22 protein-coding genes are annotated in these 18652 nt (G+C 69.8%); 11 read left to right on the top strand and 11 right to left on the bottom strand.

The window, feature by feature from the left end; all coding sequences use genetic code 11:
• Positions 1-40: 40 nt before the first annotated feature.
• A complete protein-coding gene (locus J2S55_RS18350; protein ID WP_306862264.1) occupies positions 41-799 on the top strand; it encodes an IclR family transcriptional regulator in 759 nt (252 codons plus the stop codon).
• Between the two features lie 60 nt (positions 800-859).
• Here the strand turns inward: J2S55_RS18350 and J2S55_RS18345 are convergent, their stop codons facing one another.
• Positions 860-1591 (bottom strand): class I SAM-dependent methyltransferase, encoded by a 732-nt coding sequence (locus tag J2S55_RS18345; RefSeq protein ID WP_306862261.1) that lies wholly within the window; start codon positions 1589-1591, stop codon positions 860-862.
• A gap of 443 nt (positions 1592-2034) precedes the next feature.
• On the opposite strand from J2S55_RS18345, the gene J2S55_RS18340 reads away from it, so the two are divergent.
• Positions 2035-2916, top strand: coding sequence for a hypothetical protein (locus J2S55_RS18340; protein WP_306862259.1), 882 nt, complete (start codon positions 2035-2037; stop codon positions 2914-2916).
• Positions 2917-2961: 45 nt separating this feature from the next.
• Here the strand turns inward: J2S55_RS18340 and J2S55_RS18335 are convergent, their stop codons facing one another.
• Complete coding sequence (locus J2S55_RS18335; protein WP_306862257.1) at positions 2962-3315, bottom strand: YbaB/EbfC family nucleoid-associated protein; 354 nt, start codon at positions 3313-3315, stop codon at positions 2962-2964.
• 17 nt (positions 3316-3332) lie between these two features.
• Positions 3333-3686, bottom strand: a complete 354-nt coding sequence (locus tag J2S55_RS18330) for a hypothetical protein (RefSeq protein ID WP_306862254.1) — start codon at positions 3684-3686, stop codon at positions 3333-3335.
• 466 nt (positions 3687-4152) lie between these two features.
• Between J2S55_RS18330 and J2S55_RS18325 the strand changes: the two genes are divergently transcribed.
• The 4 genes from J2S55_RS18325 (at position 4153) to J2S55_RS18310 (ending at position 6755) form a co-directional block, all read left to right on the top strand.
• Positions 4153-4851, top strand: a complete 699-nt coding sequence (locus tag J2S55_RS18325) for a dienelactone hydrolase family protein (RefSeq protein ID WP_306862251.1) — start codon at positions 4153-4155, stop codon at positions 4849-4851.
• Between the two features lie 110 nt (positions 4852-4961).
• A complete protein-coding gene (locus tag J2S55_RS18320; protein WP_306862249.1) occupies positions 4962-5504 on the top strand; it encodes a VanZ family protein in 543 nt (180 codons plus the stop codon).
• Between the two features lie 150 nt (positions 5505-5654).
• Positions 5655-6407 carry a GntR family transcriptional regulator gene (locus tag J2S55_RS18315; RefSeq protein ID WP_306862246.1) on the top strand — a complete coding sequence of 251 codons (753 nt, stop codon included), beginning with the start codon at positions 5655-5657 and terminating at the stop codon, positions 6405-6407.
• Positions 6408-6533: 126 nt separating this feature from the next.
• Positions 6534-6755 carry a hypothetical protein gene (locus J2S55_RS18310; RefSeq protein ID WP_306862243.1) on the top strand — a complete coding sequence of 74 codons (222 nt, stop codon included), beginning with the start codon at positions 6534-6536 and terminating at the stop codon, positions 6753-6755.
• A gap of 160 nt (positions 6756-6915) precedes the next feature.
• On the opposite strand, the gene J2S55_RS18305 is transcribed toward J2S55_RS18310, so the two are convergent.
• Complete coding sequence (locus tag J2S55_RS18305; protein WP_306862240.1) at positions 6916-7983, bottom strand: hypothetical protein; 1068 nt, start codon at positions 7981-7983, stop codon at positions 6916-6918.
• Between the two features lie 140 nt (positions 7984-8123).
• Between J2S55_RS18305 and J2S55_RS18300 the strand changes: the two genes are divergently transcribed.
• Together J2S55_RS18300 and J2S55_RS18295 are read left to right on the top strand one after the other, a co-directional pair.
• The gene (locus J2S55_RS18300) at positions 8124-8684 is read left to right on the top strand and encodes a gamma carbonic anhydrase family protein (protein ID WP_306862237.1); all 561 of its coding nucleotides are present in this window, start codon (positions 8124-8126) and stop codon (positions 8682-8684) included.
• Positions 8685-8707: 23 nt separating this feature from the next.
• Positions 8708-10051 (top strand): hypothetical protein, encoded by a 1344-nt coding sequence (locus J2S55_RS18295; protein ID WP_306862234.1) that lies wholly within the window; start codon positions 8708-8710, stop codon positions 10049-10051.
• A 484-nt stretch (positions 10052-10535) separates the two neighbouring features.
• Here J2S55_RS18295 and J2S55_RS18290 read toward each other — a convergent pair whose 3' ends face one another.
• The 6 genes from J2S55_RS18290 to J2S55_RS18265 form a co-directional block, all read right to left on the bottom strand.
• Positions 10536-10817: a metal-sensitive transcriptional regulator gene (locus J2S55_RS18290; protein ID WP_306862231.1), complete on the bottom strand. Its 282-nt coding sequence runs from the start codon at positions 10815-10817 to the stop codon at positions 10536-10538.
• Between the two features lie 24 nt (positions 10818-10841).
• Positions 10842-11912, bottom strand: coding sequence for a glycosyltransferase (locus J2S55_RS18285; protein ID WP_306862229.1), 1071 nt, complete (start codon positions 11910-11912; stop codon positions 10842-10844).
• Positions 11909-12703, bottom strand: a complete 795-nt coding sequence (locus J2S55_RS18280; RefSeq protein ID WP_306862226.1) for a hypothetical protein — start codon at positions 12701-12703, stop codon at positions 11909-11911. Before J2S55_RS18280 ends, J2S55_RS18285 begins: the two co-directional genes overlap by 4 nt.
• 156 nt (positions 12704-12859) lie before the next feature.
• Entirely contained in the window at positions 12860-15010 is a 2151-nt protein-coding gene (locus tag J2S55_RS18275; RefSeq protein ID WP_306862223.1) for a (Fe-S)-binding protein, read from the bottom strand.
• Between the two features lie 180 nt (positions 15011-15190).
• Complete coding sequence (locus J2S55_RS18270) at positions 15191-15817, bottom strand: TetR/AcrR family transcriptional regulator (protein WP_306862218.1); 627 nt, start codon at positions 15815-15817, stop codon at positions 15191-15193.
• A 127-nt stretch (positions 15818-15944) separates the two neighbouring features.
• Complete coding sequence (locus J2S55_RS18265; RefSeq protein WP_306862217.1) at positions 15945-16757, bottom strand: sugar phosphate isomerase/epimerase family protein; 813 nt, start codon at positions 16755-16757, stop codon at positions 15945-15947.
• Between the two features lie 160 nt (positions 16758-16917).
• On the opposite strand from J2S55_RS18265, the gene J2S55_RS18260 reads away from it, so the two are divergent.
• From J2S55_RS18260 to trxA, 3 genes are all read left to right on the top strand, one after another.
• Positions 16918-17616, top strand: a complete 699-nt coding sequence (locus J2S55_RS18260) for a class I SAM-dependent methyltransferase (protein WP_306862214.1) — start codon at positions 16918-16920, stop codon at positions 17614-17616.
• A 106-nt stretch (positions 17617-17722) separates the two neighbouring features.
• Entirely contained in the window at positions 17723-18103 is a 381-nt protein-coding gene (locus J2S55_RS18255) for a MerR family transcriptional regulator (protein WP_306862212.1), read from the top strand.
• On the top strand, positions 18100-18414 hold the full coding sequence (gene trxA, locus J2S55_RS18250) for a thioredoxin (protein ID WP_306862208.1): 315 nt from the start codon (positions 18100-18102) through the stop codon (positions 18412-18414). Before J2S55_RS18255 ends, trxA begins: the two co-directional genes overlap by 4 nt.
• Here the strand turns inward: trxA and J2S55_RS18245 are convergent.
• A complete protein-coding gene (locus tag J2S55_RS18245) occupies positions 18411-18578 on the bottom strand; it encodes a hypothetical protein (RefSeq protein ID WP_306862206.1) in 168 nt (55 codons plus the stop codon). The two genes, trxA and J2S55_RS18245, sit on opposite strands and share 4 nt — an antisense overlap.
• Positions 18579-18652: the final 74 nt, after the last annotated feature.

Below are 18652 nucleotides of genomic sequence, written 5' to 3'. Positions count from 1 at the left end.
TAGGTATGGGTATAGAGGTGGGAGCCGTTCATCGGCAACAATGCGTTCCGTGAAACGGAACCCGGACCGCCTCTCGATGCTGGAGAAGTCGTGGCTCGTGCTCGACTCGTTCCGCCCCACGGGAGGCCCCCTGCGCCTGGCCGACGTCGCCGAACGCTGCCATCTGCCCAAGACCACGGCCTTCCGGCTGCTCACCGAGCTCACCGAGATCGGCGCGGTCGCCCGCCGCGAGGACGGCTACTACCTCGGCCGCCGGCTCTTCGAACTCGGTTGCATCGTGCCCCTCGAACGGGATCTGAGACACGCGGCGCTGCCCTTCATGCACGACCTCTACGAGGCGACCCACGAGACCGTCCACCTGGGCGTGCGTGACGGCCTGGACGTCGTCTACGTCGAGAAGATCCGCGGCCAGGAGGCGTTCGCCCTGCCCTCCCGTGTCGGCGGACGGCTCCCGCTGACCTGCACCGGGATCGGCAAGGCCCTGCTGGCCTTCTCCGGGCCCGACCTGATCGACGAGGTCCTCGGCCGTCCCCTGCGCCGCCTGACCCCTCACTCGATCGTGGACCCGCAGCGGCTCGAGGAGACCATCGGCCAGATCCAGGCGGCGGGCCTGGCCTACGAACGCGAGGAGGCCCAGCTCGGCGGGGCCTGCATCGCGGCCCCCGTGTTCGGCGACGGCATGGCCGTCGCCGCCCTGTCCGTCTCCGTCCCGCTGGCCCGCTTCCAGCCCACCCGGCTGGCCCCCGTCGTCAAAGCCGCGGCGCTGGGCATCTCCCGCGCGCTGACCAGGAGCATCTGACCGGCCCGGCGGGCGGACGGGCCTCGCCGGGGCTCCGCGTCACATCGCACCAGGTGCGCCTCAGTCGGCGGCTCGCAGCTGGAACTGCAGGTCGGAGGCGTCTGGCGCCTCCAGGGCCGACACCACGGTCAGACCGGCGGCCGCGGCAAGGCCCTCGAACCCTGAGCGGGTGTACCAGTGCAGCACCCAGGGGCGGTCCACGACGGTGCTCTCGCCGTCGCGGTAGCGCTCGTAGCGCAGCACCGCCGTCTGCGTCCGCGTGGAATCGCTACGCTCCTCGGACAGCATCGAGACACGCAACTCGGCACCGTCGTCCGCCGTAGCGGTGCGCACCCGGCCGATCTGCTCGGCGGGCGTGGGCGACGGGACGAACAGCGGCACCAGGGCGGTGCCGCCCACGGCGAGGTGGTCGCGGATGCCGCGGAGGGCGGCCAGCGCGGTGGAGTCGTCGGGGAGCAGGTTGAAGGTCGGCCCGGCGAGGAAGATCGCACGGTAGCGGCGTGGCAGATCGAGCGCTTCCATGCGCTGGTGGTGGACGACGACATCGACGCCCTGCTCCCGCGCCCGGCGGCGGCACCGGTCCAGCATGTCCGCCGAGGCGTCAACGCCCTCGACGTCCAGACCGCGGCGGCGCAGTTCGAGCAACGGGTCGCCGTCTCCGCACCCCAGTTCCAGAGCCGGGGAACCGGCCTCTTGGACAAAGGCCGCGTAGGGCTCCGGGTCTTGGACGAAGGACTTCAGCGGCCCGTACAGATCGGCGACGATACCTGTGTAGAAATCAGCAGGATTCACGTCCGCACCCTACGCTTCAGCCGGATGCCCGGCGACATGATTTTCGGCGCCCTGCCCCCGCACCGAAGTGCCTTGTCCCCGCACCGAGGGAACGCCCCTGGCCCGCTTCCAGCCCACCCGGCCGGCCCTTCCGACTGGCCCCGTCCCCGGCCAACCCCGCCGTCGGAGCCGTGAGCGTGGAGGTGGAGAAAGTAGTTTGGACTACGAATTAAGGCCGACTTGTGAACCTCGTGATCACACCATCCCAGGCATGCTGAAATAGAGGATTTATATCCTCGAACGCCTTTTTTTGTTTTGCCGGAAATGGCGATATTGATCCAGCTATGGGGCTAACGTGGCAGATGATATTGACAGGATTCCGGACGGACCTGAGCTCGGAGAGCAGGACGTCCGGCGGTAGAAAAAGGATCTGTTACGTGAGTCCATCCCCCAAGTCGCTTCCGATGACAGGGTTTCTGTTCTCCGCCGTCGGTGTCGGCGGCGTGGTCCTGCAGATGCTGGCCGTCGCCTACCCCGATGGCGATCCGGCCAAGGCGCGCGAGGCCGCGCGGCTGTTGCGGCAGCTGGCCAAGCGAGTGGACGTCAGCCTGGACGACGTGGAGGAGGTCGCGGGCAAGGTGTGGCGGCCGCCCAACTCCGGCGCGGGCATCGACGCCTTCAGGAAATACTTCAACAACGAGATCGCGCCCTATCCGCCGCGGACGTCCGCGTACATCCGCGGGCTGGCCGACGCGGTCGACGACTACGCGGGCATGCTGGAGCAGACCCAGCACGCGCTCCGGACGATGGCCATGATCCAGTGGATCGAGCTGCTGATGTTCTTCTGCTGGCCGGCGATCGACAAGAAGGTCCAGGTGATGATCAACTGGGCGATGCGCAGGTCGCAGGCACGGCTGCTGCTCAAGATGTTCAATCATGCGGTGGGGAAGCGGTTCATCTACGCCGCGGGCGGCAGCCTCGCCTACACGGTCCTGGACCAGGCGGTCGTTGACGGGCTCAAGTTGGCCAGAGGCGAGGACATGGGGTCGTGGGGCGACCGCGGCGAGTACATGTTGAAGAACTTCGCCGCGGCCATGGTCTTCTACCACGTGGATCCCGCCAATTTCGGAAAGGCCGCGGACCTGCTGCCGAAGAACCAGGCGGCGCGGAACGCCGTCGTGTTCTTGACCGGCTCCACCATCTTCAGCACCACGGCGAACGCGCTCGACCGGCCCGGCGACGTGATCGACGATCCGGCCGGCCTGTTGCCCACGTGGGAGCAGATGCTCGCCAAGCTGGGTGTCGCCGCAGGCCAGGACCAGTTCAGGCGCTGGCGCGGATACTGACCGCCGGTGACCACGTAGCCAGTCCCGGCTGAGGTGACCACGTAGCTAGTCCCGGCTGAAACGCCTGACCCCGTCGGCGAACGGGGTCAGGCCGTCCGTCATCATCCCGGCCAGCCGCGCGGTCAGGTCCGTGGCGGCGGCGCCGGCGGCGGCGAGCACCGCCTCCGCCAGTGCGTCCGCGCCGAGCCGCATCGCCCGCGGGTCGATGCGCAGGCTGCCGAGCGCGCCGGTCGGCAGCACCTCGGCCCTCACCTGACCATTGGCCGCCTCACCTCGGCCGCGGATGGCGTTGAGGCCCTCCTGCAATTCTTCCAGCGGCCGAGTTTCGGCCTGGAACTGGGCGAGAAGGCGGCGCATTTCCTCGTCGAGGAAGGATGTGCCGTCGTCCGGTGTGATCATCAGGTCTCCAAGAAACGTCAGGGGTTGAACTTCTTGTCCGACTTCGAGTACTCGGGCGGGTCGGACACTTTCGGCAGGGATTCGATGCCGGCCCAGTTCGCGACCTCGAAGCCGATCTTCATTCCGGCCAGCCGTTCGGCGACCGCGGGATAGACGTCGTGTAGCGCGTTGACGTACGTCTCGGATTTCTTCAACGCCGTGGAATAGCCCTGCCTGAACGTGTTCGCCGTCTCGTCCGTGCCGGCGAAATCGCCCAGTGCGGCGATGGCGTCGAGAATCCGGCGGACGTCCTTCACCAGCTCGTCGTGCTCGGCGACGAATCCGCCGGCCGCCTTCGTGAAGATGCTCCCGTGGACATCGACGTCCGGCATGCCCGGACGTTCGAGCCCAGGCGAGGTCGGCGGAGGGGTGGGGTACGTGGGCGTGGGACTCGACGTGGGCGTCCCCGTGGGCGTGGGGCTCGACGTGGGCGTCGGAGTCGGGGTGGCTGTCCCCGTGAGAGTGGGTGACGGTGTGAGCGATGAGGACGGAGTGGATGAACCCATCTCAGACATGGCATTTCTCCTCGTCGATACGCCTTACCGTGCCGTCGCGCAGGCGCGGGACACAGAAATCCCCATATTACCTACACTAACTGTAGGAATAGTGTACTTTGTGGCGGCCGGGCACGGGTCCTGATGATCGACCTCACGTGAGGGCTACGCGGCCGGCGGCGGTCCATGGAGCCCCCTGCCGAAAGGGGAACCGCGTCATCGGCCGGCACGGCTCGCAACTCTTGCGGCTCAGCGGGTATGCGGTTCACTGGTCGTCCCACCCGATCAGTCCGCAGGAGGATCCATGGAAGCCCGCACCGAGACGGTCACCGTCGCCGACGGCACGTTCGACCTGCACCTGTGGCTGCCGGAGAGCGGCCGGGGGCCGGTCGTCCTGCTGATCCAGGAGGTCTGGGGGGTCGGCCCCTACATCAGGAAGGTCGCCGAGGACCTCGCGGGGCTCGGATACGTCGTCGGCGCGCCCGACCTGTTCTGGCGGCTGCGGCGCAACTGGGTGGCCGACCACGACGAGGCCGGGCTGGCGGCGTCGATGAAGGTGGCCTCCGAGTTCGACGTCCCGCACGGGGTGTCCGACTCGGCCCTGGCGCTGGCGCACCTGAAGGGGCTGCCCGAGGCCGAGGGAGGGGCCGCGGCGGTGGGGTTCTGCCTGGGCGGCTCGATCGCCTACCTCCTGGCGGCCACCACCGAGGTGGACGCGGTGCTGTCGTTCTACGGCTCCGCCGTACCGGACGCCGCCGGCCTGATGGAGAAGATCACCTCTCCGGTGCTGTTCGTGTTCGGCGGCTCCGACCCCTACATCCCCCGCGAGCAGGTCGCCAAGGTGGAGGAGGCCGCGGCGGGGCGGCCGGACATCGAGATGCACGTCGCCGAGCAGGCCGGGCACGCCTTCCACAACCACGAGGCGCCTCAGTTCTACGACCCCGAGGCCGCGCCGGTCGCCTGGGACCGGGCCGTGGGCTTCCTCAGGCGCCATCTCGGGTAGCCGCCGGCCGGCGCGGGTGACATTCCGGGCGGAGACCCTTGCCTGAAGGTCACCTTCCCGTAACCGCAGGGGCCGCCCGGCGGGGGGCCCGGACCCGGCATCATTGCCCCATGTACCAGGTGTGGCAGGTATGGGGAAATATCATCATCACGGCTGTGGTGGCGCTCCCGCTGGCCCTCGCCGCCGCCCGTCTCCTCGCCCTCCGCCGCCTCCGCGCCGGCCATCCCCTCCCCGTCCGCACGGCCGTCGCCGACGTCGCCGTGACGGCCGGGACCGCCCCCTGGATCTGGATGATCCTCACCCCGACGGCGGGCCCCGGCGGCTTCAGCCTCGTCCCCTTCAGGGACCTGTGGGCGGTGCTTCAGGGGCCGGGTGAGACGGCGTTCGTGCAGGTCGGGGGTAACCTGCTGGTCTTCGCCGCACTCGGCGCGATGCTCCCGGTCCGCTCGGCGCGCTCCGCCTCACTCACCAGGGTCGCCGCCGTGGCCGCCGCGGCGTCACTCACCGTCGAACTCCTCCAGTACGGCCTGCGGCTGGGCCGGGTGAGCTCCGTCGACGACGTGCTGGTCAATACAGCGGGTGCTGTTCTGGCCGCGTCCATCACCCGGCGATGGTGGGCCCAGCCAATAGCGGCTGGGACCGTTCCACGGTAACGGACCGGGAAAACTCCCGGAGATTGTCACACAGGCACGATCCTCTCAAAAGAAGCACGGGACCAACCTCTGCATCTGTGCGATCGTGGACAAGACGGGGCAAGTTCTCTGGAGACGCCAAACCCGGTTGGTGACAGAGGGTGATCAAACGTGCAGCAGTCCCCGGTTCCTCCCGAGCCCCCGATCTATCGGCGCATCGCCGACGGGCTTCGCGAAGCGATCCTGTCCGGCGAGCTCCGAGACGGGGATCGGCTTCCGGGCGAGAACGCCCTGATGGCGGAGTACGGCATAGCCCGCGCGACCGCCAGACAGGCCCTTTCCGTGCTCATCAACGAAGGACTGGCCGTGCCCAAGCGCGGCTCGGGAGTCTACGTCCGCCAGTTCCGGCCGATCAGGCGGCACGGCTCCCGGCGGCTCTCCCATGAACAGTGGGGGCAGGGCCAGGCGATCTGGGAGTCCGACACCAGAGGCCGCCCCTACACCGTGGACGACATGAACATCGACAGGGAGATCGCCGAGGACACCGTGGCCCGGGTGCTCAACAGCACCGAGGTGTGGGTGCGGCGGCGGCGCTACTCGGTGGACGGCCGGCCGGTCCAGCTGTCGGTCTCCCACTTCCCCGCCGCCCTGGTGGAGGACACCCCGATCACACAGCCCGACACCGGACCCGGGGGCGTCTACGCGCGCCTGGGCGACCTCGGCCACACCCCCGTGCGCTTCAGCGAGGAGGTGCGGGCCCGCATGCCCCATCCTCACGAGACCGTCCAGCTCGACCTGCCGGCCGGCACCCCGGTCATCGTGATCGGCCGGATCGCCTACACCGCGGGCGGCGTCCCGGTCGAGGTCAACGAGATGATCCTCGACGCCGCCTCTTATGTACTCCAATACGACTTCGATTCATAGATCAAGACGATCCGTCAACCGATAGGTTGACCTGTCCCCTGCGATCATTGATTTCTCTAGAGAAGTGCATCACCTTCGGAGGTGGAAGGTCACACGGCCGGGCCTGGGCGCGGGGAAGGTGCGTAGATGTCATTCGACCGACATCTGGCGGAGATCGCCCGGGAGTTCCCCGACTGGACGATCTGGCGGAGTGACGCGGGTCGGTGGTGGGCTACCCGCCACCACCCGCTCACCTCCGACCAGCGTGATCTCGGCTGCGCGATGACCGTCGACGCCGACGACCCGGAAGGACTGCGAGAGCAGTTACGCGATCAACAGGACCGTTCCGACGGGAGGGGTTCCTGGTAGCCGCCCGGTGCCCGGGTCAGCGGATCTCACGCGGCCCCGGCGCCGGGCCCCCAATCGCGGAAGCCCCCGACCCGATCGGGGGCGGGGGCTTCCGCTTGACCTCAGCGGCCGCGGGGCCGTGGTATGCAGGGGGCGGACCGGCCCGTGCGGGCCGCGGCCGTCATTTCCGCGCGGCGTACTCGTCGTCCTCCTTGGCGGCCCGGCCCAGGCTCACGTCGGTGTCGTCGAAGATCTCGGTGCGGTGGTCGCCGCCCTCCTCGACCTCGTCGTCCACGATCACGCGGACGGCCTCGACGTCGGACTCGACATCGGACTCGACGTCGGGCCCGGCGACCTCCCCGGCCGGAGCGGCCTCCACGGGGACGGGGACGGAGGCGGACTGGACGGGGAACAGCGGGAGCACGGAGGCCTCGTCGATCAGGGCCCCGGCGGCGTTCTCCCGGTGCAGCAGGTCGCCCAGCACGGCGCCCATCTCGTTGAGGCGGCGCATGACCTCGCGGTGGGTGTCGGTGAGGTAGGTGACCCGCCGGCCGGTCGTCTCGTCGAGGATCGTCGAGCGCTGCTGGGCCGCGGCCAGCGTGGCGTGGGCCTCGGCGTTGGCGGAGGACACCGTCGACTCCGCCTCGGTCCTGGCGCTCTCGATCGTCCGCTCGGCCTCGTTCCTGGCCGAGACGACCATCCGGTCGGCCTCGGCGCGGGCGCCGCGCAGGGTCTCCTCGGACTCCGCGCGCGCCGCGTTGAGGGTCTCCTCGGCGTCGCCGCCGGCCTGGGCGAGCATCTGCTCGGCGGCGGCGGTGGCCTCGGCGACCCGGCGCTCGGCCTCCTGCTGCGCGGCGTTCATGATGCCCTCGGCCCGCTCCAGCGCCGCGCTGACCATCCGCTGGGCCTCTTCGGCGGCGTCTTCGCGCAGTTTGCTGGCCTCGGCGTCGGCGACCTGCCGTTTGGAGGCCGCCTCCTCCTCACCCAGCTTCAGGATCTGGCTGAGCCGCTGGCCCAGCTCGTCGTAGTCTTGCGGAGCGTCGGAGAGCCTCCGCCGGACCTCGGCCAACTCGATCCGGCCCCGCTCGGCCTGCTCGATCGCCCGGGCGAGCCGTTCTTCCAGATCGCGGATCTGGTTGCGGTTGCGGTTCATGTAGTCGTGGACCTGACGACGGTTGTAGCCGCGCATGACGACCTCGAACGAGTCCTCATGCATCAGGTCGGGAAAGCTCTCGTGCTGGTTTGTCATGGCGCTGCCCGTGGAGGTTGTGTGGCGGGAAAGGAGACGTCAGGAGACGACTTTCCTGCTTACTGTCCAAGTCCGCAACCGGAACGCCCGACCTGCTTGCGGAAATATCGGGCAAGCTTACGCACCGTAACATCAATCACATGGACATCAGCCCCTACATCGCCGCCCTCGACGGGGACGCGATCCCCCAGATCCACCCAGATGCCTACGTCGCCCCCGGCGCGGTGGTCGTCGGCCGCGTACGGCTGGGCCGGGCCGCGAACGTCTGGTACGGCGCGGTCCTCCGCGGCGACGACGAGCGGATCGAGGTCGGCGAGGAGTGCAACATCCAGGACCTGTGCTGCCTGCACGCCGACCCCGGCGAGCCCGCCGTGCTGGAGCCCCGGGTCAGCCTGGGCCACAAGGCCATGGTGCACGGCGCGCACGTGGAGACCGGCGCGCTCGTCGGCATCGGCGCCGTCGTGCTCGGCGGGGCCCGGATCGGCGCGGGCTCGCTCGTCGCGGCCGGCGCCCTCGTGGGGCCGGGCAAGAAGATCCCGGCCGGGGTGCTCGTGGCGGGCGTCCCCGGCCGGATCATCCGCGAGCTGACCGACGACGACCGCGCCTCCTTCGCCCGCACCCCCGACAACTACATGGCCAAGGCCGCGCGGCACCGGGCGGCCGTCGCGGTCGCGCCGGGCGAGCGGGCCGGAGATCGCTGACGCGCCGGGCGGGCATCGGTAACATGACCGCCGTGCGGCAGTGGGACGGTTTCGACACCATCGAGAGCGACGTGCGCACCATGGTCACCGACCACCGGTGGGCGAGGCTCCCGCTGCCCGCCCGCGCCCAGGCCGTCGCGCTGCGCGTCCTGGCCGCCCCGGACGGCGGGCGCTGGCTGTTCGGCGCGCACGCCCGGTGGTACCGGCAGGATCCCGCCGACGGCCGCTGGCACCTGGCGGCGCCCCCGGCCGATCCGGGCTTCCGGGCGGCGGCGCACGTCGTCCACGCCACCACGGCGATCCTGCCGCACCTGGTCCCGGCCGGCCCCGACTTCACCGCGGACCGGGGGTCGGTCCAGGGGTTCGTCGGACCGGACGTGCCCCCCGAGATCACCGAACGGGTCCGGGAGCTGGTCATCGCCCAGCGCGGCAGGCGCAGGGAGGATTTCCCGCTCCACGGGCCGTCCGCCGCGCTCTTCGCCGGTGAGGTCGCCAGCCCGGTCGCGGCGGTCTGGGACACGCTCATGTGGTGCGCCTACGCCCCGGCCTTCGACGGCAACGAGGTGCTGCTGTCGATGTTCGGGGAGTTCCTGGCCCGCCCGCTACCCGGTGACGAGTGGGTCCGCTGGCTGCCTCCCTCCTCGCTCGACGACCTGGTGGCGCTGTACGGCGAGCGGGTCAGGGCGGGACACCCCGAGGCCGGTCTCCGGCTGGTCGCGCTGATGGCCGACACCGCCGACGCGATCCGCGGCGACCGGCGCTTCCGCCCCCGGGCCGAGGCCCTGCTGTGCATGGTGGAGCCGGTGCTCCGCCGGACCGGCCCCGACCACTCCATCGCCCACTACGGCGACGACGCCGTACGGCAGGCGTGGCTGTCGCGCTGCCCGCCCCACGTGACGCTGCCGGACTCCTCCCCGGGGGAGCACTTCCAGCACGCGCTCTACGACCTGGTCCAGACGCTGGGGTTCCTCGTGCCCAAGGGCGCCGACCCCCGGGCGGTGGCGACCTCGCTGCTGGCGGCCGACCTGTCGGCGACCGCCCCCCGGGCGGCCGACGCGCTCTACCCCTGGCTGGACCCGGAGCTGCGCCACATCCTCCATGTGGTGCTCACCGACCCGTCCCACCCGCTACGGGGGTGCTGGCCGCGCTCCGGCGGGCTGCACTCGGCGCTCCATCCACCGGACCGGGCCTCGGCGGCGGCCCTGCTGGGCGCCGCCTACGCCACGGGGCTCGCGTGGTGCCGGCTCAGCGGGACCACGGTGCCGGAGCGCGGGTTCGTCACGGCCGCGGCGGTCGTGCACCGGCTGACGCACGAGCGGGACGACCCGGTCCCGGGCATATCAGGGACTTTCCCCCGCCACTTCTGACACGCATCAGCATACTTAAACCACAAATTCAGTTATTTTCTCCTTACTCTCCTTATATCCCTCTATCCCCCCGCACATCGGCTGTTTGTCTGAATCGTGATCTCGGAATCGGGAAATGATCCTTCTGAGGGCGCGACCGTGCCGGAAGGAATGGTCCCGATGGGCCATGGGCACCAAAGACCGCCCGCCGTAACCTCGAAGTGGGTGTGGGCTGCGGAAGGAAGGACGACGCGGTGGGGCACGACGACCTGGACTCTAGGGTCCACGACCGTGTCGCGTTGGACGAGATCGCGCTCTATGCCGAGGTGCTTACCGCCGTCGCCATCAGCGAACGGCCACTCACCTTGGCGGAGCTCGACAACGCGCTCGGATTGAGTGCTTCGGCGATCTGCTGAAGCCGATGAGAGAACCGTCCGGACGACCTAGTCCCGGACTCCTCGACAGGGGTCCGGGACGTGGTCAGGAAAGATGGTCCGGTGACTAGTCACGAACGGACGAGGCGGGCGATCGCCGCCGTGGCTTCCTTGACCTTCTCCTCCGCCTCGGGGCCTCCGCTGTTGATGGCGTCGGCGACGCAGTGCCCGATGTGGTCCTCCAGCAGGCCGAGCGCCACCGCCTGAAGCGCCCGCGTGGCGGCCGACACCTGTGTCAGCACGTCGATGCAGTAGGAATCCTCTTCGACCATCCGCTGCAGGCCCCTGATCTGCCCCTCGATCCGCCGCAGCCGGGTCAGATAAGCCTGCTTGTCTCCGCTGTACCCATGCATGCCCCAACCGTACCCGGGCCTGGCTCAGCGGGAAGCTGCCGCGATCAGTTTCTCCCACTGTTCGGCAACCGGAGGCGCCGCGTAGGCGGCCGCGGCCGCCAGCGCGCCGGCCGACAGCTCCCGGCGCCGGCGCTCGTCGTCGATGAGCGCGAGCAGCGCGGACGCGTACGCCTCGATCTCACCCTCCCCCTCGGGGACCAGGACCCCGCTGCGGCCGTCGGCCACGAACTCGCCCGGCCCCCTCGGGCTGTCGAACCCGATCACCGGCACCCCGCTGGCCATCGCCTCGATCACGGTCATCCCGAGCACCTCGGCCCGGGAGCTCACCGCCACGATCGACGCCTTGGCGAACTCGCCGGTCAGGTCGGAGGTCGTGCCCATGAAGTAGACGTGGTTGTGCAGGTTGAGGTCCTGGACCAGGGCGCGCAGGCGCTTGTCCTCCGGGCCCCCGCCGTACAGCCGCAGCCGCCAGTCGGGGCGCTTGCCGGCGACGGCGGCGAAGGCGCGGATCAGCCGGTCGTAGGCCTTCACCGGCACCCATCGCCCGCCCGCGGCGACGATGCGGTTGTCCATCCGCGAGCGCGGCCAGGGACCGGCCGGGAGCGCGTCCGGGATCAGCCTGACCTCGGTGCCGCCGTTCAGCAGGCGGTCCCAGTCCTGGCGGCTCGTCTCGGTGGCCGTGGCGACCGCGTCGAGACGCGGGTAGAACTTCCTGATCGGCCCGGGCACCGGCGGGCGGCCCCACTCGCGGGCGATCCGCACGGCGTCGCGGGGCCCGTGCCGGGCCACCTGGACGCTCAGCCCCGGCCTGGTGCTGATGATCACATCGGCCTTGAGCGCGCGCAGCCGCCGCCACAGGGCGACCTCGGTGCGCATCTGCCCCGGCGGCAGCAGGTGCCGCACACCGGGCTGGGCGTCGACCACCCAGGACAGCCGCACCTCCGGCGCCACGGGGAAGAACGGTCTCTCCCGGTGGCGGCGGACGCTGACGATCTCGACGTCGTGGCGCCCGGCGAGCTCTCCCGCGAGGTTGACGGCCGACCGGACGTCGCCCCGCATGCCGTAGACCGAGGGGAGGAGCAGGCAGATCCTCACCCGCCGACCTCGATCCTGAGCTCGTCGTCGGCCGTGTAGCGGGGCCGGATCGGCACCCCGTCGATCTCCTCTTCCGGGTAGTGCAGGCGGCGGCGTTTGCCGTCCACGTCGTCGAGCCGGGAGCCCAGGCGGAGCGGCGCGGGCAGGCCGTCCACCTCCAGGGAGGGCTCCCACGTGCCCGACTGCTCGGGCGCGGCGGCGAGCACGTCGCACAGGGAGAGCGCGGCGTGGAAGCGCACCCCCTGGACCGTCGCGACGGCGGTCAGCTCGGCGTCGGGGTGGCTGCGGCGGAGCGCGAGCCGCGCCTCGTGCCGGGACTCGTCGTCGTCGAGGCCGGTGAAGGCCAGCAGCCCGGTGACCTCGAAGCGGCCCTCCCGGAACCAGACCGCGCGGACCTCGGCGGCGGGACCGGCCTCGTCGACCTTCAGGGCCAGGAAGCCGTTGCGGGTCCGGTAGGCCCGGTAGGCCAGCGTGCGGCGGCTCAGCGCGTAGGTGTCGAGATGGTCGAGGGAGAAGCCCGGATCGACGCTCGGCAGCCGGGTGCGTGTCCCGTCCTGCCTGAGGTAGACGTCCCAGCGGCCGGGGGTGAGCGCCAGCGGCGCGAGGGAGACGGCGAGGGTCGCGTCACGCGCGTCGGCGCCCGGGGTGCCCAGCACCACGGAGATCTCGACGGCGGTGACCCGGTGGCGCAGGACGAGCTCGGTGCCGCACGGGAGCGGCCCGTCGACGGACAGGCGGAGCGAGAGGACGTCGGTCAGCGTGACCTCGGCATCCGTGACGACGACGTGCATCGTCAGCCCCCTCCCCGTCCAATGAGCTACGCGACGTTGAGGTTACCGTGATTTTTCCGTAATCGACAGGAAGAGTTTCGGACCTAGCGTCCTTTTCTTATCATCTTTACCAATTGTCAGGCACGGCCCGCAGAGCAGGCCATGCCTGACCGGGATTCAGGACGCCTCGACGGGCTGTCCCTTAATCGATTTGATCAGGAGCTGGGAGACGTCCACGACCTCCAGCGTCTCCTTGGCCTCACCGGCGTTCTTCTTCTCGTTGATCGAGTCGCCCAGCATGACCAGGCAGAACGGGCAGGCCGTGGAGATGGTGTCGGGGTCGGTGGTCAGCGCCTCGTCCACACGCTCGGTGTTGATGCGCTTGCCGAGCCGCTCCTCCATCCACATCCGGGCGCCGCCGGCGCCGCAGCAGAAGCCGCGCTCCTTGTGGCGGTGCATCTCCTGGGCCTGCACGCCCGGGACCTTGGCCATGATGTCGCGGGGCTGGGAGTAGACCTTGTTGTGGCGGCCGAGGAAGCACGGGTCGTGGTAGGTGATCTTCTCCTCGATCGGCGTGACCGGGACCAGCCTGCCCTCATCCACCAGCTTGGCCAGGAGCTGGGTGTGGTGGACGACCTCGTAGGTGCCACCGAGCTGCGGATACTCGTTGGCGAGGGTGTTGAAGCAGTGCGGGCAGGTCGCGACGATCTTCTTGACCCCGGCCTCGTTCAGCGTCTCGATGTTCTGCTTGGCCAGCATGTCGAAGAGGAACTCCATGCCCAGGCGGCGGGCCGGGTCGCCGGTGCAGGCCTCCATCGGGCCGAGCACGGCGAACTTCACGCCCGCGACGTGCAGCAGCTCCGCGACCGCCTTGGTGGTCTTCTTGGCCCGGTCCTCCAGGGCTCCGGCGCAGCCGACCCAGAACAGGTATTCGGTGTCGTCGGGCATCTTCTCGTCGACGAGCTGGACCTCGATCGGGTCCTCGTCGCGGCCGGCGAGCTCCTCGATCCAGTCGGCCCGCTTCATCTCGGACATCCCCCACGGGTTGCCCTTGTTCTCCAGGTTCTTGACCATGACGCCGGCCTCGGACGGGAAGTTCGACTCCACCATCACCTGGTAGCGGCGCATGTCGAGGATGTGGTCGATGTGCTCGATGTCCACCGGGCACTGCTCGACGCAGGCGCCGCAGTTGGTGCAGGACCAGAGCACGTCCGGGTGGATGACGCCGTCCTCGCCGACCAGGGGCTTCTCCAGCAGCGCGAGCACGTCCTCGTGCAGGTCGGCGCGCTGCTCCTGGGTGGCCGTCAGGTAGGGCGCGACCTTGAAGGCGTGGTCGCGCTGGTCGAGGATCAGCATCTTCGGCGACAGCGGCTTGTCGGTGTTCCAGGCCGGGCACTGCGACTGGCAGCGGCCGCACTCGGTGCAGGTGTAGAAGTCGAGGAAGCCCTTCCAGGTGGTGTCCTCGATCTTGCCGCGGCCCAGCCTGTCACCGTCGAGGTCCTCGTCCTCGAAGTCGACGACCTTGCCGTCGATCCGCATCGGCTGGGCCGGGCCGTTGCCGTCCGGACGGCGGGAGAACATCACGTTCAGCGGGGCGGTGAAGATGTGCAGGTGCTTGGAGTTCACCACGATCACCAGGAACACCAGCATGACGCCGATGTGCAGCAGCAGCCCGACGTGTTCGAGCGCCTCGTTGGCCGTCTCCCCCAGCGGCCTCAGCACCGCGGCGGTGGCCTCGGAGGCGAACGCCCCGGAGGCGTAGGGGAGGTTGCCGGTGTTGAACGCCGCGCCGCGGAAGAGGAACATCGTCCAGATCACATTGAAGATCATGAAGAGGACGAGCCAGGCGCCACCGAGGTGCGAGCCGGAGAAGCGGGACTTGCGGCCGAGCTTCTTGGGCGAGTTCTTGACCCTGATGACCGCGAAGGCGATCAGGCCGACCAGGGCCGCGACCGCGATGAAGTCCTGCAGGAAGCCCAGGACGGCCCAGGTCCCGACGAGCGGGATGTGGAAGTCGGGCGTGCCGGTGACCGCGCCCTGGATCAGGGCACCGTATGCCTCCAGATATACGGTCGCCAGGATGAAGAAGGCCCACATGACGAAGAAGTGCGCGGTGCCCGAGGCGGTCCACTTGAGCAGTTTCTTCTGCCCGAAGACCTCGACGAGCTGGGCCTTGATCTCGTCACCCACATTGTTCTTGGCATATTCGACCCGCTCGGGCGCGGGCGGCCCGACGGTGGCGAGCTTGTAGAGGAACAGCACGCGGCGCGCGGCAAGCGCGACCGCGACCGCTGTCATGACCAGCCCGATGATCGCTACCCAGAGCACGGGTCCTCCCACAGACGACGTTGGCTGCCAGCGTACGACCGCCGGTCATCCACGGTGACGACGGGTCGCCACGAATACTACCGATCGGTAACTTGCCCCGGACCGCGACACGTGGTGACCGTGGTCACCATACGGTCACTTCGATGCCCAGAACAATGCTCTGTACACATCCCGGCGCCGTCAGGGCACGTCCAGATAGCGCTGGATCGTCGGCGCGAGCAGCTCCACCAGCTCTTCGATCTCGACCGAGGCGAGCGGCTCCAACTTGACCACGTAACGCATCAGGACCACCCCGAAGAGCTGGGCGAAGGCCGCCTCCATCCGGATCGGCGGGATCTGGAGGGACTCCGCGATCCGGTAGAGGACCGCGTGCGAGATGAACTCGCGGATCATCGTGACCACCCGGTCGTTGGTCATCGCGGTGCGGACCAGCGCCAGCACGGGCTGGCGGGCCCCGGCCTCGGAGGTCATCGTCAGGACGTACCGGGTCAGCCGCTCGCCGATGTCCTCGCGCGGCCCCGCCAGGAGCATCGGGATCACCTCGTCGGGGTTGATCGGCAGTTCCATGGCCGCGACGAACATCCCCTCCTTGCTCGCGAAGTAGTGGTGGACCAGCGCCGGGTCCACCCCCGCCTGCCGGGCGATGCCCCGGATCGTCGCCTTGTCGAACCCCTTCTCCGCGAAGGTCTCACGCGCGGCCGCGAGAATCTGCCCGCGCGTGTCCGCGGCTCCGGGCCTGCGCCCGGGACGCCTCTTACCGATCTCCGACCCGTCCACGGGCCGCCCGTCCAGGGATTGCTCACTCACAGGTCGTTCAACTCACAGGTTGTTCGCCCGCGTCGCCGCGGGTTGTTCCGTCTGCCCGCCCGCGTCGCCGCGGGCCGTCCGGTCAGGGACCGCTCCATCAGGGGACGTTCGGTCAGGGGCCGTCCGCTCATACGCTGGAGGGCGTGGCCAGGTGCAGGCGCGCGAAGGCCAGCGCCTCGGCGAGGTCGTCGATCCGCTCCGTACGGCTGGCGGCCTTGCGCGTGTTGATCTCCAACACGACCAGGCCGCCGTAGCCGTTGCCGGCCAGGCGCTCCAGGATCGGCGCGCACGGCTGCCCGCCCCGGCCGGGGACCAGGTGCTCGTCCTTGTTGGCCACCCCGACGCCGTCGGCCAGGTGCAGGTGGGCGAGCCGGTCGCCGAGCTTGGTGAACATCTCCATCGCGTCGACCCCGGAGACCGCCGTGTGCGACAGGTCCATCGTCACCTGCGGGAAGTCGTAGTCGACCGGGTTCCAGTCAGGCGAGTAGGGGACGACCTCGTTGCCCCGGGCCCGCAGTGGGAACATGTTCTCGACCGCGAAGACCACGTCGGTCTCCTCCCGCATCCGCGCCAGGCCGGTCTCGAAGTCCCGCGCGTAGTCACGCTGCCAGCGGAACGGCGGATGCACCACGACGGTCTTGGCGCCCACCCGCTCGGCGGCCCGCTGCGCCCGCTGGAGCTTGGCCCACGGGTCCCTGCCCCACACCCGCTGGGTCACCAGCAGGCACGGCGCGTGGATGGCCAGGATCGGCAGCTGGTAGTGGTCCGACAGCCGCTCCAGGACGTCGACGTCCTGGCTCACGGGGTCGGCGCCCACCATGATCTCGACACCGTCGTATCCCAGGCGCGCGGCCAGTTCGAAGGCGTCCGGCGTGCGCTCCGGGTATACGGACGCGGTGGACAGCGCGATCTTCGCACTAGGTACTCGGATGACGCTCATACGGCTTCCTCGCCTCCGGCCGGACTTCGCGTGAGCCGGCGTCGCCGCGCCCGCGGGCCCGATCGCTCCGCTCACTCACGATGCCAGCCTAAGCGCGACCGCGGACGAGTGGAGTCCGGCCTCGCTGATGCAGCGGAGATCACACCGCTACGGTGAGAGCATGCCGCGGTTCATGAAGGGCGCCATCCCCAGCCCGAACATCTGGAACACGCCCCACATTTACGAGCTGGAGAACCGGGCGGTGGACCCCGACGGCAGGGTCGAGGCCGCGATGGCCGCCATCCGGCCGTGGACCGGCGCGACGGTCCTCGACATCGGCTGCGGCAGCGGCTACCACCTGCCCGCCCTGTCGGCCACCGCCGCCCGCGTGATCGGCGTCGAGCCGCACGACGACCTCGTCCAGCTCGCCAGGCGGCGCTGCCGGCCGCTGCCCAACGTCGAGGTCCACCCGGCCACCGCCCAGGCCCTCCCGCTGCCCGACGCCTCGGTGGACGTGGCCGTCGCCCGCTGGGCCTATTTCTTCGGCCCCGGCTGCGAACCGGGCCTGGCCGAGCTCTCCCGGGTGCTGCGGCCGGGCGGCGCGGCCTTCGTGATCGACCTCGACGCCGGCCGCGGGGCCTTCGGCCGCTGGTTCAGCCGGACCGTCCCCTCCTACTCTGCCAGGGCCGTCGAGGACTTCTGGAGCCGTCAGGGCTGGCAGAGCCGGCCCCTCGACCTGCGCATGTCCTTCGAGCGCCGCGCCGACCTGGAGGCCGTGCTCCGCATCGAGTTCACCCCCGAGGTCGCCGAGCAGGCCATCGCCGAGACCCCCGGCCTGGAGCTCGCCTACCCCAATGTCCTGCGCTGGAAGCGGTTCTGACCGCTCCGGGACGCCACCCGCCGGACATCCGGGATGAAATACCCCACGGAACCGCTTGACCTTGACGTTGACGTCAAGGATTAGCGTGATCCCGTAAGGAGGACGGATGCGGATCGGGGAGCTCGCCAGACGGGCCGGGGTCAGCACCCGCGCGCTGCGCTACTACGAGCAGCAGGGGCTGATCACAGCGCGACGGGCGGCCAACGGCTACCGGGAGTACAGCGAGGCGGATCTCAAGCTCGTCACCGAGATCAGATCGCTGCTCACCGTGGGGTTCACCCTGGAGGACGCCCGGCCGTTCGTGGCCTGCCTGCGGGCCGGCCACGAGTCGGGCGGGTCCTGTCCGGAGTCGGTGGCGGTCTACCGGCGCAAGCTGGCCGAGATCGACGACGAGATCCGCACGCTGCTCGCCCGGCGCGCCGAGGTCGCCGGGCAGCTGACCGAGGTCTGTCCCGGATGCGTGTTCACCAAGCTGGGAGAGTCATGATCACTTTGACCGCCGACAACTTCGCCGAACAGGTTCTGCAGAGCGACAAGCCCGTCCTGGTCGACTTCTGGGCCGAGTGGTGCCCGCCGTGCCGGATGATCTCCCCGGTCCTGGAGCAGATCGAGGCCGAGTACGGCGACCGCGTCACGATCGCCAAGCTCAACTACGACGAGCACCAGGAGATCGCGGCCCGCTACGGCGTCATGGGCCTGCCGACGCTCAACCTCTACAAGGGCGGCGAGGTGGTCCGGCAGATCGTCGGCGCCAAGCCCAAGCGCCTGCTCCTGGCCGACCTCGAGGGCCACATCTAGCCGGGCCCGAGCTCCCGCAGGATCCGCAGCACCACCTCGGGGTCGCCACCGACCTCGGGCGGCAGGCTGACGTGGAGCTGGAGCGAGGTCACCCCCGGCCGGTGGAACCTCGCGGTCCGTTCCGGGCACTCCTCCGGCGTCCCGTTGACGGACAGCCCGTCCACGACCTCGCCGGGGAGCGCCTCGGCGGCGTCGGTGGGCCGTACCGGGTGAAAGTTGTCGGCCGGGACCGGTAACG

It is taken from the genome of Streptosporangium brasiliense (assembly GCF_030811595.1).
Taxonomy (GTDB): Bacteria; Actinomycetota; Actinomycetes; order Streptosporangiales; family Streptosporangiaceae; genus Streptosporangium; species Streptosporangium brasiliense.
The sequence above is the reverse complement of the archived record's forward strand: the minus strand, read 5'-3'. Positions and strand labels throughout refer to the sequence as shown.